Source organism: Pseudolysinimonas sp., from assembly GCF_051954455.1.
GTDB lineage: Bacteria > Actinomycetota > Actinomycetes > Actinomycetales > Microbacteriaceae > Pseudolysinimonas.
The window spans coordinates 20,097-36,066 of sequence record NZ_JBQCHS010000005.1 but is presented as its reverse complement, the minus strand read 5'-3'; the positions used below and the strand labels follow the sequence as shown (position 1 = coordinate 36,066).

The window sequence follows — 15,970 nt, the reverse complement described above, 5'->3', positions numbered from 1 at the left end:
GCTAGGGCGTGCGGAGCCGGCGGCTCACGGCACCCAGTAGCCGGCCGCGCACAGCAGCCGCACCTCGGCATCCGCGACGGCCGGCGGCTCCTGAGCGGGCGGGAAGACGCCCCACTGGCGCCACTCCTCGGCGTGGAGCATGACGTAGGCGTCGAGCCCCGCGACGAGCTCCGGCGACATGTGGTGGTCGAATCCGGCGAGGCGCGCGATCTGCCAGGACTGGAAGCCGCGGTACATCGCGAGGTGAGTGAGCGCGTCACGCAAGGGGTAGTCGCCGTAGCTGAAGTGCGCGATCGCGTCGGGGTCGAGCTCGGCGGAGGCCGCCTCGTGCGCGGCCTGCTGCGCGGTGCGGTAGGCGAGCAGCGCGTCGCCGTCCTGCAGGACACCCTCCCAGCGGTCGCCGATCTCGTCGAGGGCACGGCCGGCGAGGACGTCGGGAACGAACGCCTCGTCGTGCGCGTGGACGAGCACGATCTCGCGGAGGGTGGGGTCGTCGAAGCGACGCGTCCAGTCCTCCGGGGCGGGAACGGCGAGCTGCGCGGGCGTGAGCCGGTCGAGGACGCCGAACAGCTCGGCGTCGGCGCGGAGGAAGAGTTCCTGCTCCGGGAATCGCGTCATGTCGGGACGGTAACAGCGGGCGCCGACATCTTGTCCGGCCGGGGACGCCGCGGGAGGATGGGGGGACTACGCATTGCGAGGCCGCCATGAACTCCCGATCGTCCGTCCCCCAGCTGCTGCCGACGCTGTCCGCCGGCCGGCACCGGTCGCCTAAGCGTGGCGCCTGCTTCATGGAGTTCGCCTCGTACCTCGCGGGTGAGCGGTGGAGCGACCATCCGCGCTGCACCGATCCGACGCTCGCGGCGCTCGCGCGGGCCGTCAACGACACCGTGCGCGACGCGCGGCGCTCGGAGCTCGTGCCCGACATCCCGCGCGTCATCGGCCTGCGCGGCGACGACGCCCGCCTCGGCCTGATCGTCGCGCTCCGCGCCGCGACCTGCGCCCTGCCGGTCTCGAGCATGGACCGCCAGCGCGCCCTCGCGGTCGCGGTCCTCGCGACGCTCGAGGCGCTCGCGCTGCACGGCCTCAACGAGCCGGGGCCGCGCGCGGACGCGCTGCGGGTGCTCGAGCAGGTGCCGGACTCCGCCGCCTGGGCCGCCGCCCACCTCGCCGTCTGGCAGGTGCGCGCACCCGAGCTCGTGCGGCACGGATGCGACGCCATCGTCCGCGCCGCCGCCATCGGCCTCGCCCAGGCGTGCGTCGACGACGCCGATGACCGGCTCATCGCCATGCTGCGCACGGCGATCGCCGACGCCGAGTTGTTCCTCGGACGCACCGCGGCGCCGCGCACGCTCGTCGACGCCCCCACGCCGCACGACGCGGTGGTCGTGCCGGCCTAGACGCTCCCCCGGCGGACGGGCCGCCTCCGGCGGACCCGTCCTAAGCTGGTCCGGTGCCCGGACTGAACCTGACGCGACTCGAGGCCGAGGAGCGCAGCTCCCTCGTCCAGGTCGACTCGTACGACATCCACCTCGACCTCACGACCGGTGACGAGCGCTTCCGCTCGATCACGACGGTGCGCTTCGCGGCGAAGGACGGCGCGAGCACGTTCATCGACGCGATCACGGCCGACCTCATCGGCGTGCGGCTCAACGACGTCGACCTCGACGTCGCGGAGGTCTCGGACGGCATCCGGATCCAGCTGCCGGAGCTGCGCGAGCAGAACGAGCTCACCGTCGTCGCCGACTTCGCCTACGTCAACACCGGGCAGGGCCTGCACCGGTTCGTCGACCCGGCCGACGGGCAGACCTACCTCTACTCGCAGTTCGAGGTGCCGGACAGCCGCCGCGTCTTCGCGGTCTTCGAGCAGCCGGACCTCAAGGGCACGTTCCGCTTCACCGTGACAGCCCCCGCCGACTGGACCGTCGTCTCCAACGAGCCGACCCCGGAGCCGGCGCCCGCCCACGACGGCGCGCACACCTTCGCCTTCGCCCCGACCCCGCGGCTGTCGAGCTACGTCACCGCGATCATCGCGGGACCGTACGCCTCCGTGCACGACGAGTACCGCGCCGAGGACGGCCGCGTGGTGCCGCTCGGCATCTACGTGCGCGAATCGCTGCTCGAGCACCTCGACGCCGACTACCTCTTCGACGTCACCAAGAAGGGCTTCGCCTTCTACGAGGAGAAGTTCGCCTACCCGTACCCGTTCACCAAGTACGACCAGATCTTCGCCCCCGAGTACAACGAGGGCGCCATGGAGAACGCGGGTGCGGTGACGATCACCGAGACCTACGTCTTCCGCTCGAAGGTCACCGGCGCGATCGCCGAGCGCCGCGTCGTCACCGTGCTGCACGAGCTCGCGCACATGTGGTTCGGCGACCTCGTGACCATGAAGTGGTGGGACGACCTGTGGCTCAACGAGTCGTTCGCCGAGTGGGCGTCGACGGTCGCCACGGTCGAGACGTCCGAGTGGACCGAGGGCTGGACGACCTTCCTCTCGATGGAGAAGGGCAGCGCCTACACGCAGGACCAGCTGCCCTCCACGCACCCGATCGTCGCCGACATCCGCGACATCGAGGACGTCGAGGTCAACTTCGACCACATCACCTACGGCAAGGGCGGCTCGGCGCTCAAGCAGCTCGCCGCGTTCGTCGGGCTCGAGGACTTCTTCGCGGGGCTGTCGAACTACTTCCACAAGTACGCGTTCGGCAACACCGTGCTCGCCGACCTGCTCGCCGAGCTGGAGGCGACGAGCGGCCGCGACCTCTCCGCGTGGTCGAAGGTGTGGCTCGAGACGGCCAGTCTCAACATCCTCACGCCCGAGCTCGGGACCGATGCGGACGGCACCATCACCGCCTTCCGGATCGCGCAGACCTCGCTGCCCGGGTTCCCGACCCTGCGCCCGCACCGCCTCGTCGTCGGCTTCTACGACACGGATGCCGAGGGACGCCTCGTGCGCACCTTCCGGCACGAGATGGACGTCGCCGCCGAGGCGTCGACCGACGTGCCGGAGCTCGTGGGTCGCAAGCGCCCGGAGCTCGTGCTCGTCAACGACGAGGACCTCACCTACGCGAAGATCCGCTTCGACCCGGAGTCGCTGCAGACCGCGCAGACCAAGCTCTCGGCGATCCCCGACTCGCTGGTCCGCGGCCTGATCTGGGACTCGATGTGGGACGCGACCCGGGACGCCGAGCTCGCCCCGAGCGCCTACGTGCAGCTCGTGCTCGACCACGTCGCGATCGAGGACCAGGCCACCTCGCTGCGCCTGATCCTCGCGCACCTGGCGGTGGCATCCCGCACCTACGTCGCGCCGAACCGGCGCCGCGCCACGATCGAGAAGGTCGGCGACGCGCTGTGGGAGCTCGTGCAGGGAGCGCCGGCCGGATCCGACCGCCAGTTCCAGTTCGCGCTCGCGTTCGCGGCCATCGCGTCGACACCGGCTCACGCCGCCACGCTCGCCGCCCTCCGCGACGGGCGCACGACGCTCGAGGGCCTCGAGATCGACACCGACCTCGCGTGGAACCTGCTCGACGGGCTCGTTCTCACGGGCCGCGCGGGCGAGGCCGAGATCCGGGCCGCGCTGGAGGCCGACAACACCGCCAACGGGCAGCAGTCGGCGGCCCGCGCGCGGGCGACGATCCCGACCCCCGACGCCAAGCGCGCCGCGTTCGACCTCGTCGTCGACGGCGACCGGGTCACGAACGCCGTCGCCCGCTACACCGGCCTCGGCTACACCCACGTGACCGACCCGACGTCGCTCGAGGCGCTCGTGGCGCCGTATTTCGAGATGCTCGAGGGCGTCTGGACGAACCGGGCCTTCAAGGTCGCGCGGTACATCATCAACGGCTTCTACCCGTGGCCGCTGGCCTCGCACGCGCTCGTCGAGGCCTCCCGTGAGTGGCTCGCCGACCACCCCGCCTACCCGGCGCTGCGTCGCCTGATCATCGAGGACCTCGCCGAGGTCGAGCGGGCGACGGCGGCCCAGCACCGCGACCTGGAGGGGTGAGCATCCGGGGGTTCGCCCCCCTGCCTTTCTGAGCAAAGGTTCCGTAGGGTCGAACGCGATGATCGACGTCACCGACCTCACCAAGACCTTCGGCTCCACGACCGCCGTCGACCACGTCAGCTTCACCGTCCGTCCCGGGATGGTGACCGGCTTCCTCGGCCCGAACGGCGCCGGCAAGTCGACGACGATGCGCATGATCGTGGGACTCGACCGCCCGACCGCCGGGGAGGCGCGCATCGACGGCGTGCCGTACCGGCAGCTCCGCGACCCGCTGCGGCAGGTCGGAATCCTGCTCGACGCGAAGGCGGTGCACACCGGCCGGAGCGCCCGCGACCACCTGGCCGCCCTCGGCGCGACCCACGGCATCGGCCGGAAGCGCGTCGACGAGGTCATCGCGCTGACCGGGCTGCAGAGCGTCGCCCGCAAGCGGGTCGGAGGCTTCTCGCTCGGGATGGGGCAGCGGCTCGGCATCGCCGCCGCCCTCCTCGGCGACCCGCAGACGCTGATCCTCGACGAGCCGGTCAACGGCCTCGACCCCGAGGGCGTCGTGTGGGTGCGCACCCTGGCGCGGCACCTCGCCGCCGAGGGGCGCACGGTGTTCCTCTCCTCGCACCTCATGAGCGAGATGGCGCAGACGGCCGATCGCATCGTCGTGCTCGGCCGCGGCCGGGTCATCGCCGATGCGCCGGTCGCCGAGATCGTGGCGCGCTCGACCGGCGGGGCCGTGAGCGTGCGCTCCCCGCAGGCGCCGGAGCTCACCGTCGCACTCACCGCCGCCGGCGGCACCGTGTCGACCAACCCTGACGGCGCCCTCGTCGTCACCGGCGTGCCGGCGCCGCGGATCGGTGAGCTCGCCGCGCAGGACCGCATCGTGCTCCATGAGCTCACACCCGTGGCCGGATCGCTCGAGCAGGCCTACATGGAGCTCACCCAGGGCGAGGCCGAGTACGTCTCCGGCGGCGAACCGGGAGCCTCCGCACCCCCGCCGCCCACCGGCGCCCCCATCTCGACGCCGACCTCGAACGGAGACCCGCGATGACCGCCGCCGCCCTGACCCCTCCGGCGAGCCTCGCCGGAGCCCACCGCGTGAGCTTCGGGGGCGTCCTCGTCTCCGAATGGATCAAGCTGCGGAGCCTGCGCTCCACGTTCTGGTGCGCCGTCATCATCCTCGTGCTCAACGTGGCCGTCTCCCCCCTCCTGCTCGCCGTCCTGCCCTCGGACCGGCTCACCTCGGGATCGGCGGCGACGTCGCTCGCGGTGAGCGCCATCACCGTGGGTACGGGGTTCACCTCCCTCGCCGCCGCCGTCATCGGCGCGCTCACGATCACGGGCGAATTCGGCACCGGGATGATCCGCTCGACGTTCGCGGCCGTTCCGAAGCGCCTGCCGGTCCTGGCGGGCAAGGCGATCGTGCTGGGCCTCGCGGTCTTCGTCGTCGCCGCCGTGTCGGTCGTGTTCTCGACCCTCATCGTGCTCGCTCAGGCCTCCGGCCGCGGACTCGACCTGAACCTCGACGGCGCGTTCTGGCTCGCGCTGGTCGGCGACGCCGGCTACCTCGCCCTCATCGGCCTCATGGCGCTCGCGGTCGGCGCGATCATCCGCAACACCGCGGGTGCGATCGCGACCATGGTCGGGCTCATCCTGGTGCTGCCGAACGTCGCGAGCCTCGTCTCCGCGCTGGCTCGCGTCACCTGGCTGCAGAACGTCGGCGAGTTCCTCCCGTCGACGGCGGGCAGCCGGATGTTCGCCTACCGTTCCGCCGAGCTCGACGCGGCCGCCCAACAGGTGCAGGCGCCGGGAGCGATCGCCCTGGAGCCGTGGCAGGGGCTGCTCGTGCTGATGGCGTGGGTCGTGGTGCTCGGGGTGGTCGGGGCCGTCCTGGTGCGGCGGCGCGACGTGTGACGCTGCGGTGACGGGGCGTCCAGTCGCCCGCTTCTAGGCTGGATGCATGGACGGCTGCGCATGAATCTCGGCGACTTCCTGAACTCCGGCTGGAGTCGGCCGGTGTGGGTCCTCCTCATCGTCCTGGGCGCCGTCGTCGTCCGGCTCATCCTGCAGTTCGTCATCCGGCGGCTCGTGAACCGCGTCATCACGGGCGCCAAGAAGCGTGCCGGCGTCGACGACACGACCCTGATCGCCGCGTCTCCCCTGGCGGCGATGCGCGTCGTGCAGCGCACCCGCGCCCTGGGTGGCGTCCTCTCCAGCGTGGTGACGACGGTGGTGGTGATCGTCGCCCTGATCTGGATCGTCTCGATCGCCGCCCCGGGTGCCGCCGGCGCGTTCAGCCTCATCACCGCGGCGCTCGGCGCGGGCCTCGGCTTCGGCGCGCAGAACATCGTCAAAGACGTGCTCAACGGCCTGTTCATGGTCGCCGAGGACCAGCTCGGCGTCGGCGACGTCGTCGACACGGGGTTCGCGACCGGCGTGGTCGAGCAGGTCGGGATCCGGATCACCCAGGTGCGCGACGTCAACGGCACCCTCTGGTACGTGCGCAACGGCGAGATCCTGCGCGTCGGCAACATGTCGCAGGGCTGGGCGCGCGTCATCATCGACCTGGCCGTGCCGTATGACTCGGACGTCGAGGGCGTGCAGCAGAAGCTCCTCGACGCGGCGACCGCGTTCGCCGGCGAGAGCAAGTGGAAGCGGCTCATCCTCGAGAAGCCGGAGCTCTGGGGCATCGAGTCGGTGTCGGCGGAGGCCATCGTCATCCGGCTGGTCGTCAAGACGCGCTCCGGGGTCAAGGATCAGGTCGCGCGCGCCCTGCGCCTGCGCCTCAAGGCGGCGATCGACGAGCTCGGCGTGCAGCTGCCGCCGCTCAACTCCATCGCGCTGCGGCCGGGGCCGGGCGGCCCGCTGCCGGGTGCGAAGCCGGCCCCGAAGCCCGCCGCGACGAGCCCGGCGGGTGCCCCCACCAAGCCGAGCGCGGCCAACGGCGGGAAGGCCGGCGCATGAGCGATCTCACCCTGCGGAGGGGCCAGGGCGGCGACCCGGTCGGCGGGTCGTTCTGGGCCGCCGTCGGCGGGCGGCCGACGTTCGAGAAGCTGGTCCGCGCGTTCTACGCGGGCGTGCGCGAGGACGACGTGCTGTGGCCGATGTACCCGGAGGACGACCTGGAGGGCGCGATCCAGCGGCTGACCGGCTTCCTCGAGCAGTACTGGGGCGGCCCCGCCACCTACAGCGAGCAGCGCGGGCACCCGCGGCTGCGGATGCGGCACATGCCGTTCCCGGTGACGCCGCTCGCCCGCGACCGGTGGCTGCAGCACATGAGCGCCGCGATCGACACGCTGGAGCTGTCGCCCCTGCACGAGACGATGCTCCGCGACTATTTCGAGCGCGCGGCGCACGCGATGGTCAACACCGCCGGTGAGCGGGTCGAGTAGCGGCGACGCCGCGTATCGAGACCTCGCCCCGACACCGCGAGACCTCGATACGCCGGCCTCGCCGGCTGCTCGGTCCGCTCAGGCGACGCCGAGGTACGCCTCCTTGATGGCGGGATCCGCCATCAGCTCGCGCCCCGGGCCCGTCTTGGTGATCGTCCCGGTCTCGAGCACGTAGGCCCGATCCGACCGGGCGAGCGCCTGGTTCGCGTTCTGCTCGACGAGCAGGATCGTCGTGCCCTGCTTGGCGATCTCGGCGATGATCGTGAAGATCTGCCGGATGAACTGCGGCGCGAGTCCCATCGACGGCTCGTCGAGCAGCAGCAGGCGCGGCGACGACATGAGCGACCGGCCGATGGCCAGCATCTGCTGCTCGCCGCCGGACATCGTGCCGCCGACCTGCGTGCGGCGCTCCTTGAGGCGCGGGAACAGGGTGAAGACCCGCTCCAGGTCCGCGGCGATGCCGCTGCGGTCCTTGCGGCCGAAGGTGCCCATGTCGAGGTTCTCGGCGACCGTCATGCCCGGGAAGACCCCGCGCCCCTCCGGCGCCTGCGAGATGCCGAGCGAGACGCGCTTGTGGGCGGCGAGCTTGGTGATGTCCTCGCCGTCGAAACGGATCGTCCCGGCCGACGGCGTCAGCAGGCCCGAGATCGTGCGCATCGTGGTCGTCTTGCCGGCGCCGTTGGCGCCGATGAGGCTGACGACCTCGCCTTTCTCGACGGTGATCGACATGTCGTGGATGGCCTCGATGCGCCCGTAGCGCACCTTCAGCCCCTCGAGCTCAAGCAGCGTCATCTTCGGGCTCTCCCAGATAGGCGGCGATCACGCGCGGATCCTCGCGGATCTCGGCCGGCAGTCCGTCGGCCAGCTTCTTGCCGAACTCGAGCACGACGATGCGATCCGTGAGCCCCATGACGAGCTTCATGTCGTGCTCGATGAGGAGCACGGTGTAGCCGTCGTCGCGGATCCGGCGGATGAGAGCCATGAGCTCCTCCTTCTCCGCCGGGTTGAAGCCGGCCGCCGGCTCGTCGAGGCACAGCACCTTCGGATCGGTCGCGAGGGCGCGCGCGATCTCGAGACGGCGCTGGCTGCCGTAGGGCAGGTTGCGCGCCAGGGTGCCTGCGGTGTCGCCGATCCCGACGAAGTCGAGCAGCGCCTGCGCGCGGTCGATCGCTGTGCGCTCCTCGCGCCAGTGCCGCGGCAGCCGGAGCAGGGCCCCGATGACGCCGGTCTTGTGCCGGGCGTCGAGACCGACGACGACGTTCTCGAGGGCGGTCATCTCGCCGAACAGGCGGATGTTCTGGAACGTGCGCGCGAGCCCGAGCCGGGTGATCTGGTGCCGCTGCTTGCCGGTGATGGATCTGCCCTCGAGCAGCACCTTGCCGCTCGACGGCCTGTAGACGCCGGTCATCGCGTTGAAGCACGTCGTCTTTCCCGCGCCGTTCGGCCCGATGAGGCCCAGGATCTCGCCGCGGCGGATCTCGAACGACACGTCCTCGAGCGCGGCCAGACCGCCGAACTTCACGGTCAGGTTCTGCACCTGCACGATCGGCTCGCCGATCGGCGTCACGATCTCGCGCTCCGGCGCGGCCGCCTCGGCGACCTCCTCCGGCACGTCGTCCGGCGTCGCCGGGATCTCGGGGGCGCTCATCGCTTCACCCCGCTCCGCTGCGCCTCGACCCGTTGACGGTCGGCGGAGGTCCCCGGACTCTGGCGCAGGAACGAGTACGCCTTGCGCGAGAAGGCGAGCAGCTTCTGCCGCGCCGCCAGGATCCCGCCGGAGCGGAAGATCATGAGGACGACGAGCGCGACACCGAAGATCAGGTACTTGTAGTCCGCGATCGCGGTGAAGCGGTTCGGGATGTACGCCACGAGCGCCCCGCCGATGATCGCGCCGACCTTGTTGCCGGCGCCGCCGAGGACGACGGCGGCGAGGAACAGGATCGACTGCTGCACCGTGAAGCTCTGGTTGTTGACGAAGCCGACCTGGCCACCGGCGAGGGCGCCGGTGAGGCCGCCGACCGCGGCGCCGATCGCGAACGCCCACACCTTGAACTTGAAGACCGGCACGCCCATGATCTCGGCGGCGTCCTCGTCCTCGCGGATCGCGACCCAGGCGCGTCCCACGCGGGAGCGCTCGAGGTTCCCGACCAGAAGCAGCACGACGATGATGATCGTGATCGTCAGCCAGTACCACGGAGCGCCGTTCGAGGCGGAGAACAGCGGTCTCGCGACGCCGTCCTCGCCGATGATCGAGCCCGGCGGACGGCCGACGTTCTGGAATCCGACCTGCCCCTTCACCGCGGGGATGATCGTCGCCAGCAGGCGGATGATCTCGCCGAAGCCGAGCGTCACGATCGCGAGGTAATCGCCGCGCAGACGCAGAGTGGGCACGCCGAGGATCACGCCGAAGAACATCGTGACGGCCATCGCGAGCGGCAGCGTCCAGAGGTACGGGATCTTGAAGAACGGCGAGTCCGGACTCGTGAACATCGCGGCGACGTAGGAGCCGACGGCGAAGAACGCGACGTAGCCGAGGTCGAGCAGGCCCGCGTAGCCGACGACGACGTTGAGGCCGACCGCGATGAGCGCGTAGTACGACATCTGGAACAGGTTGATGTCCCAGTTGGTGCCGCCGCCTCCCCCGGTCTCGGTCGAGAGGATCGGCAGGTTCAGCGCCGGCGCGGCGTAGGCCAGGATCACGACGGGGATCAGGATGCCCCACTGCGCGGGGCGGCTGAGCGTGTTCCAGCGCGACATCGCGCCGCCGCGCGGCGGGCGCGCCTCGCGGTTCAGCTCGTCCTGCTCCGCCTGGGGGTCCGGCTGGAGGGTGGGGCCGTTGACCGTGCTCATGCGCGGCTCCTTCCCATCGACTGTCCGAGGATGCCGGTCGGCCGGACGATCAGCACGACCACCAGCACGACGAAGGCGACGACGTCCGACCACTCCGACGCTCCGAGCAGTGTCTGCCCGTAGTTGCCGATCAGTCCGATCAGCAGACCGCCGAGCAGGGCGCCGCGCACGTTGCCGATGCCGCCGAGCACCGCGGCCGCGAACGCCTTGACGCCGAGGATGAAGCCGCCGTTGTACTGCGCGCCCTGCGGCACGAGCATGATCCACGCGATCGCCCCGACGCCGGCGACCAGACCGCCGATGATGAAGGTGATGACGATGATCCGCTCGCGGTTCACGCCCATGAGCGTCGCGGTGTCCGGATCCTGGGCGACGGCGCGGATGCCGCGCCCTGTCCGGGAGCGCCGGATGAACTGGTCGACCGCGATCATCGTGACGATCGCCGCGACGATGATGACGATCTGGAAGTTGTAGACGATCCCGCCGAAGATGTCGAAGACCGGCACCGTGGGCAGCAGGATCACGCTCGGCTCGGGCTGGGCGCCGCGCCAGAGGAAGAACAGGTACTGGATCGTGAACGAGACGCCGATCGCGGTGATCAGGTACACGAGCCGGGGCGGGTTCTTGCGCCGCAGCGTGCGGTAGGCGACCCGTTCGACGAGGAACGCGACGACCGCCGAGGCGATCATGCCGGCGAGCAGGGCGAGCAGCAGGTCACCGATGAGGGCCGGCCACGCGAGACCGGGCGGGTCGCCGTTGAACCCGAGGCCGGTGAGGGTGAACACGACCGCGTACACGCCCGAGATGAAGACCTCGGAGTGCGCGAAGTTGATGAGGTTGAGCACGCCGTAGACGAGCGTGTACCCGAGGGCGATGAGCCCGTAGACGGCGCCGTAGGTCAGGCCGCCGAAGGTGTTGCTCCAGAAGCCCTGAACGAAGGCGGTGAAGTCGAGGTTGATCCAGGAGTCGTCGGTGGGGACGGCCTGAAGGACGAGATCGAGCACGTGGGGTCCTCGCGGGTCGAGACGTCCGGGGCGGGCTGAGCGCCCGCCCCGGACGTGGGGAGGTGGACTACTTGCCGATCTCGCCGATGGGCTGGATCTTGCCGTCCGCGACCTTGTAGCCGTAGACCGCCGGGGCCTGCAGCTCACCGGTCGAGTCCCACTTGTAGTGCTTGCTCAGGCCGTCGGCGTCGTAGTTCTTCACCCAGTCGAGCAGCTTGGCCCGGTCGGTGTTGCCCTTGTCGATGCCCGCGAGCAGCACGGTCGTGGCGTCGTAGCCCTCGATCGAGTAGGTGCCGGGCTCCGCGCTGAAGGCCGCCTTGTAGGCCTTCTCGAAGTCCGGGATCAGCTCGCCGGGGATGCAGGGGCAGGTGAAGTAGGCGTTCTTCGAGGCCGAGCCCGCCTGCTTGATGAACTGGTCGTCCTTCGCGCCGTCCGGGCCGATGAAGGTGCCGGTGAAGCCCTTCTGGACGAGCTGCTGGTCGAAGGGCGCGCCCTCGGCGTAGTAGCCCGCGTAGTAGACCGCGTCGGCCTTCGAGTTGATGACCTTCGACACGGTGGCCGAGAAGTCCTTCTGGCCGGTCGTCACCTTGTCGGTGCCGGCGAGCGCCGACCCGAGGGCCTTGCTCGTCGCGGTGCCGAGGCCGATGCCGTAGTCGGAGTCGTCCTGCACGAGGAAGACCTTCTTGGCCTTGAGCTGGTCGGTCGCGAACTTCGCGGCGGCCGGACCCTGGATGCTGTCGTTGCCGAGCGCGCGGAAGAAGGTCTTCCAGCCGTTCTGCGTCAGGGTCGGGTTGGTGGCCGACGGCGTGATGTGCACGAGGCCGGAGTCCTCGAAGATGCCGCCCGTGGCCTTCGACTCGCCCGAGAACGGGAGGCCGACGACGCCGACGATCGCCGAGTTGCTGACGGCCTGCGTGGTCGGGCCGGTGGCCTTCGCCGGGTCGCCCTCGGTGTCGTACTTCTGGAACTGCACCTGGCAGTTCGGGTTGGCCTTGTTGTGCTGGTCGATCGCGAGCTGCACACCGTTGTAGATGTTGATGCCGAGCGCCGCGTTCGCGCCGGTCTCGGCGCCGACGTAGCCGATGGTCGTCGTCGCCGCGCAGGTCGCCTTGCCGTCGCCGGCGGGCAGGACCGCGTCCTTCGGGACGTCGACCGAGCTGATGGTGGGGATGTCGACCTTGCTCGACGACGGGCCGCCGCCCGTGCCGCCCGAGCTCTGATTGGCGCAGCCGGCGAGCAGGAGGCCCGCGGCCGCCACGGCGGAGACCGCCGCGATAACTCTCTTCTGGATCATGTTGTCTCCCTGCTGTGGATCCGGACGAGCGCACGACGAGTCGGCCCTGGCCCGGCGAATAGTGGCTACCTTATCCCCCGCTCTGCGCCTGCCAGAGCACGATCCGGCAACGTGTTACGTAGGTTAAACAGCGATGAGCGAGAACCAGGACCACGCGGACGCCGTCGTCGTCGGGGCGGGTCTCGCCGGCCTCGTGGCCACCGCCGAGCTCGTGGCCGCCGGTCGCCGGGTGACCGTGCTGGAGCAGGAACCCGAGACGTCCTTCGGCGGGCAGGCGTGGTGGTCGTTCGGCGGCCTCTTCCTCGTCGACTCCCCCGAGCAGCGCCGGATGGGCGTGCGCGACGGGCTCGAGCTCGCACGCCAGGACTGGTTCGGCTCCGCCGAGTGGGATCGCGACGAGGACGCCTGGGGGCGCTCGTGGGCCGAGGCGTACCTGGCGTTCGCCTCGGGCGAGAAGCGGGCCTGGCTCCACGGGCTCGGCGTCCGCTTCTTCCCGGTGGTCGGGTGGGCGGAGCGCGGCGGCTACACCGCGTCGGCGCACGGCAACTCGGTGCCCCGCTTCCACATCACCTGGGGCACCGGACCCGGCATCCTCGAGCCGTTCGTCGCCGCCGTGCGCGACGGGGTCGCCCGCGGCCTCGTGCAGCTGCGGTTCCGGCACCGCGTCGACGAGCTGATCGTCGAGGGCGGTGCGGTCGTCGGAGCGCGGGGCGCGGTCCTCGCCGACGATGCCGCCGAACGCGGCGCCCCCTCCAACCGCGAGGTGGTCGGCGACTTCGAGGCGCGCGGCCAGGCGATCGTCGTCGCGAGCGGCGGCATCGGCGGCAACCACGATCTCGTCCGCGCGGCGTGGCCGGCGTGGCTCGGCACTCCCCCGACGCGCATGCTGAGCGGCGTCCCCGCGCACGTCGACGGCCGCATGCTCGGCATCAGCGCGACGGCGGGCGCGCGCCTGGTCAACGGCGACCGGATGTGGCACTACGTCGAGGGGATCGAGAACTTCGCGCCGGTGTGGGAGCGGCACGGCATCCGCATCCTCCCCGGCCCGTCGAGCATGTGGTTCGACGCCGAGGGGCGGCGCCTGCCGGTGCCCCTGTTCCCCGGCTTCGACACGCTCGGCACGCTGCAGTACCTGCGCGAGACCGGCCACGATCACTCCTGGTTCGTGCTCGACCAGGCGATCATCGAGAAGGAGTTCGCGCTCTCCGGCAGCGAGCAGAACCCGGACCTCACCGGCCGCAGCGTGCGCGAGCTCCTCCGGCAGCGTCTCGGCAACGGCGCCACCGACGCGGTCGAGGCCTTCAAGGTGCAGGGGCCGGACTTCGTCGTCGCGTCGCACCTCGACGAGCTGCTCGCCGGGATGCGGGAGCGCAACGACGGGATCGAGCTCGACACCGCGGGGATCGCGTACGAACTAGCGGCGCGCGACCGCGAGATCCGCAATCCCTTCAGCAAGGACCTGCAGGTGAGCGCGCTCCGCGGGGCGCGGCGCTATCTCGGCGACAAACTCATCCGGGTCGCGTGGCCGCACCGGATCCTCGACCCCCGCCGCGGTCCGCTCATCGCGGTGAAGCTGCACGTCCTCACCCGCAAGAGCCTCGGCGGCATCCAGACCGACCTGAGCGGCCGCGCGCTCGGGGCCGACGGCGCGCCGGTGCCGGGGCTCTACGCGGTCGGCGAGGCGGCGGGATTCGGCGGCGGCGGCATCCACGGCTACCGCGCACTGGAGGGCACCTTCCTCGGCGGCTGCCTCTTCACCGGGCGCACCGCGGGCCGCGCGATCGCCGCCGCCCTCTGATCCGCTTCAGCGGGCGAGGGTCCACGCCTTGCGGCGCACGAGCACGTGCCCGCGCACCGTGGTGAGCCGCGTCCACGGACCGGTCTCGAGGATGCGCACGGCGTCGTCGCCGAGGAACCCCATGCTGAGCGCGGCGAACCCCGCGCCCGCGGGGACGTGCTCGAGTCCCGGGATCGGCCGGCTCCACACCTCGGTCCGCACCCGGCGCACGATCGACTCCCCCACCGCCTCCGGGACGGCGGCCGCGATCTCGTCGATGCCGGCGCGTGCCGCGGCGTCGAGGAGCGCCGCCTCCGTCGACGGGTGCGCGCGCCAGCCGCCGCGCGGCGGCGAGATGGCCGCCCAGGTCGCACTCGCCACCGACATCGGGAGGCTGATGGTGACCGGCCGGGACGCGCCCGGCTCGACATCCGAGGCGATGTCGCCGAGGCCCTCCCGGGCGCGGTCGAGTCGGCTCGCGAGCGACGCGATCGGCACGACCTCGTCGAACGCGTCGGGCTCGCCGAGCTCGGGCGTCACGAGCGCGAAGGTGCGCAGCGCCAGCACCGTCGGCGTCTCGTCGAGCAGGCCCGCCGGGTACAGCACGGCGGCGTACACCGCCAGCACGCCGCTGCCGGCGATGAGACGCACGGAGCCGTCCTCGATGCGCGCCGCCCGACCGAGGAACACGCGCAGATCGCCGAGGGAGGCGACGTCGCCGAGAGTGAAGGAGCCGCTCATCCGGCGACCTAGACTACATCGGTGAGCGACCCCCTGGCGGGCCTGCTGGCCGCCCTCGACCTCGCCGACACCGGTGCCCGCACGTCGGAGGACATCTTCACCGGCCCGAGCCTGTTCATGCCGACCGGCCGTGTGTTCGGCGGTCAGGTGCTCGCCCAGTCGCTCGTCGCGGCCATGCGCACGGTGCCCGACGACCGCGCCGTGCACTCGATCCACGGGTACTTCCTGCGGCCCGGCGACATCGAGCTGCCGATCACGTTCTCGGTCGACCGCATCCACGACGGGCGCTCCTTCAGCACCCGCCGCACGCAGGCGTACCAGACCGGCCGGCCGATCCTCTCGATGATCGCGTCGTTCCAGACGGAGGACGACGGCCTCGACCACGAGGCGCCGATGCCCGCCGACGTGCCCGATCCCGAGACCCTGCCGAGCGCCGCCGACGTGCTGAGCGGCATCGACCACCCGAGTGCGCGGTTCTGGGCGAACCAGCGCGCGTTCGACATCCGGCACATCGACAGCCCCGTGTACACCGCCGCCGACCCGGACCGGCGATCGCGACAGGCCATGTGGATGCGGACCATCGGCCCGATGCCGGACGACCCGGACCTGCACCGGGCCGCGCTCGCCTACGCGAGCGACTACGCGATCCTCGAGCCGATCCTCCGGGCGCACGGCGTCTCGTGGGCCACGCCGCGCCTCTCGGTGGCCAGCCTCGACCACGCGATGTGGTGGCACCGTCCCGCGCGGGTCGACGAGTGGCTCCTCTACGTGCAGGAGTCGCCGACCGCCGTGGGCGGGCGCGGGCTGGCGCTCGGCCGGATCTACCGGCGCGACGGCGCGCTCGTCGCGAGCGTGGCGCAGGAGGGCATGGTCCGGGTCCCGGATCCGGCTTCATTCGACGCGTGAGCGCCGGCTGCCGGG

General features: G+C 71.3%; 15 protein-coding genes. 8 read left to right on the top strand and 7 right to left on the bottom strand.

What is annotated here, in order from left to right:
- Nucleotides 1-24: 24 nt before the first annotated feature.
- Nucleotides 25-618 carry a hypothetical protein gene (locus ACTHM3_RS02230; protein ID WP_440404456.1) on the bottom strand — a complete coding sequence of 198 codons (594 nt, stop codon included), beginning with the start codon at nt 616-618 and terminating at the stop codon, nt 25-27.
- Between the two features lie 86 nt (nt 619-704).
- On the opposite strand from ACTHM3_RS02230, the gene ACTHM3_RS02225 reads away from it, so the two are divergent.
- Genes ACTHM3_RS02225 through ACTHM3_RS02200 form a run of 6 tightly spaced genes read left to right on the top strand, consistent with a single transcriptional unit; the run spans nt 705 to nt 7,383 of the window.
- Nucleotides 705-1,397 carry a hypothetical protein gene (locus ACTHM3_RS02225; protein ID WP_440404455.1) on the top strand — a complete coding sequence of 231 codons (693 nt, stop codon included), beginning with the start codon at nt 705-707 and terminating at the stop codon, nt 1,395-1,397.
- Nucleotides 1,398-1,450: 53 nt separating this feature from the next.
- The gene (gene pepN, locus ACTHM3_RS02220; RefSeq protein ID WP_440404454.1) at nt 1,451-4,003 is read left to right on the top strand and encodes an aminopeptidase N; all 2,553 of its coding nucleotides are present in this window, start codon (nt 1,451-1,453) and stop codon (nt 4,001-4,003) included.
- 58 nt (nt 4,004-4,061) lie between these two features.
- Entirely contained in the window at nt 4,062-5,042 is a 981-nt protein-coding gene (locus ACTHM3_RS02215) for an ABC transporter ATP-binding protein (protein ID WP_440404453.1), read from the top strand.
- Complete coding sequence (locus ACTHM3_RS02210; RefSeq protein ID WP_440404452.1) at nt 5,039-5,905, top strand: ABC transporter permease subunit; 867 nt, start codon at nt 5,039-5,041, stop codon at nt 5,903-5,905. The genes ACTHM3_RS02215 and ACTHM3_RS02210 overlap by 4 nt, the downstream gene beginning before the upstream one ends.
- Nucleotides 5,906-5,947: 42 nt before the next feature.
- On the top strand, nt 5,948-6,955 hold the full coding sequence (locus tag ACTHM3_RS02205) for a mechanosensitive ion channel family protein (protein ID WP_440404451.1): 1,008 nt from the start codon (nt 5,948-5,950) through the stop codon (nt 6,953-6,955).
- Nucleotides 6,952-7,383, top strand: coding sequence for a globin (locus ACTHM3_RS02200; RefSeq protein ID WP_440404450.1), 432 nt, complete (start codon nt 6,952-6,954; stop codon nt 7,381-7,383). The genes ACTHM3_RS02205 and ACTHM3_RS02200 overlap by 4 nt, the downstream gene beginning before the upstream one ends.
- 78 nt (nt 7,384-7,461) lie before the next feature.
- On the opposite strand, the gene ACTHM3_RS02195 is transcribed toward ACTHM3_RS02200, so the two are convergent.
- The 5 genes from ACTHM3_RS02195 to ACTHM3_RS02175 form a co-directional block, all read right to left on the bottom strand.
- Nucleotides 7,462-8,175, bottom strand: a complete 714-nt coding sequence (locus ACTHM3_RS02195) for an ABC transporter ATP-binding protein (RefSeq protein ID WP_440404449.1) — start codon at nt 8,173-8,175, stop codon at nt 7,462-7,464.
- On the bottom strand, nt 8,162-9,031 hold the full coding sequence (locus ACTHM3_RS02190; RefSeq protein WP_440404448.1) for an ABC transporter ATP-binding protein: 870 nt from the start codon (nt 9,029-9,031) through the stop codon (nt 8,162-8,164). Before ACTHM3_RS02190 ends, ACTHM3_RS02195 begins: the two co-directional genes overlap by 14 nt.
- Complete coding sequence (locus ACTHM3_RS02185) at nt 9,028-10,233, bottom strand: branched-chain amino acid ABC transporter permease (RefSeq protein ID WP_440404447.1); 1,206 nt, start codon at nt 10,231-10,233, stop codon at nt 9,028-9,030. The genes ACTHM3_RS02190 and ACTHM3_RS02185 overlap by 4 nt, the downstream gene beginning before the upstream one ends.
- Nucleotides 10,230-11,237 (bottom strand): branched-chain amino acid ABC transporter permease, encoded by a 1,008-nt coding sequence (locus ACTHM3_RS02180; RefSeq protein ID WP_440404446.1) that lies wholly within the window; start codon nt 11,235-11,237, stop codon nt 10,230-10,232. The genes ACTHM3_RS02185 and ACTHM3_RS02180 overlap by 4 nt, the downstream gene beginning before the upstream one ends.
- 67 nt (nt 11,238-11,304) lie before the next feature.
- A complete protein-coding gene (locus ACTHM3_RS02175; RefSeq protein ID WP_440404445.1) occupies nt 11,305-12,531 on the bottom strand; it encodes a branched-chain amino acid ABC transporter substrate-binding protein in 1,227 nt (408 codons plus the stop codon).
- Nucleotides 12,532-12,664: 133 nt separating this feature from the next.
- Between ACTHM3_RS02175 and ACTHM3_RS02170 the strand changes: the two genes are divergently transcribed.
- Nucleotides 12,665-14,329, top strand: a complete 1,665-nt coding sequence (locus ACTHM3_RS02170) for an FAD-binding dehydrogenase (protein ID WP_440404444.1) — start codon at nt 12,665-12,667, stop codon at nt 14,327-14,329.
- Nucleotides 14,330-14,335: 6 nt separating this feature from the next.
- Here the strand turns inward: ACTHM3_RS02170 and ACTHM3_RS02165 are convergent, their stop codons facing one another.
- A complete protein-coding gene (locus tag ACTHM3_RS02165) occupies nt 14,336-15,049 on the bottom strand; it encodes a hypothetical protein (RefSeq protein WP_440404443.1) in 714 nt (237 codons plus the stop codon).
- Between the two features lie 21 nt (nt 15,050-15,070).
- Between ACTHM3_RS02165 and ACTHM3_RS02160 the strand changes: the two genes are divergently transcribed.
- Nucleotides 15,071-15,955 carry an acyl-CoA thioesterase gene (locus ACTHM3_RS02160; RefSeq protein WP_440404442.1) on the top strand — a complete coding sequence of 295 codons (885 nt, stop codon included), beginning with the start codon at nt 15,071-15,073 and terminating at the stop codon, nt 15,953-15,955.
- The last annotated feature ends 15 nt before the right edge of the window (nt 15,956-15,970 follow it).

What these genes read in the sequence shown, in the direction of transcription:
- ACTHM3_RS02185 (WP_440404447.1), bottom strand. Translation starts at nt 10,233, where the DNA reads ATGAGCACGGTCAACGGCCCCACCCTCCAGCCGGACCCCCAGGCGGAG.
- ACTHM3_RS02225 (WP_440404455.1), top strand. Translation starts at nt 705, where the DNA reads ATGAACTCCCGATCGTCCGTCCCCCAGCTGCTGCCGACGCTGTCCGCC.
- ACTHM3_RS02195 (WP_440404449.1), bottom strand. Translation starts at nt 8,175, where the DNA reads ATGACGCTGCTTGAGCTCGAGGGGCTGAAGGTGCGCTACGGGCGCATC.
- ACTHM3_RS02210 (WP_440404452.1), top strand. Translation starts at nt 5,039, where the DNA reads ATGACCGCCGCCGCCCTGACCCCTCCGGCGAGCCTCGCCGGAGCCCAC.
- ACTHM3_RS02175 (WP_440404445.1), bottom strand. Translation starts at nt 12,531, where the DNA reads ATGATCCAGAAGAGAGTTATCGCGGCGGTCTCCGCCGTGGCGGCCGCG.
- ACTHM3_RS02205 (WP_440404451.1), top strand. Translation starts at nt 5,948, where the DNA reads ATGCATGGACGGCTGCGCATGAATCTCGGCGACTTCCTGAACTCCGGC.
- ACTHM3_RS02200 (WP_440404450.1), top strand. Translation starts at nt 6,952, where the DNA reads ATGAGCGATCTCACCCTGCGGAGGGGCCAGGGCGGCGACCCGGTCGGC.
- ACTHM3_RS02230 (WP_440404456.1), bottom strand. Translation starts at nt 618, where the DNA reads ATGACGCGATTCCCGGAGCAGGAACTCTTCCTCCGCGCCGACGCCGAG.
- ACTHM3_RS02215 (WP_440404453.1), top strand. Translation starts at nt 4,062, where the DNA reads ATGATCGACGTCACCGACCTCACCAAGACCTTCGGCTCCACGACCGCC.
- ACTHM3_RS02170 (WP_440404444.1), top strand. Translation starts at nt 12,665, where the DNA reads ATGAGCGAGAACCAGGACCACGCGGACGCCGTCGTCGTCGGGGCGGGT.
- ACTHM3_RS02165 (WP_440404443.1), bottom strand. Translation starts at nt 15,049, where the DNA reads ATGAGCGGCTCCTTCACTCTCGGCGACGTCGCCTCCCTCGGCGATCTG.
- ACTHM3_RS02190 (WP_440404448.1), bottom strand. Translation starts at nt 9,031, where the DNA reads ATGAGCGCCCCCGAGATCCCGGCGACGCCGGACGACGTGCCGGAGGAG.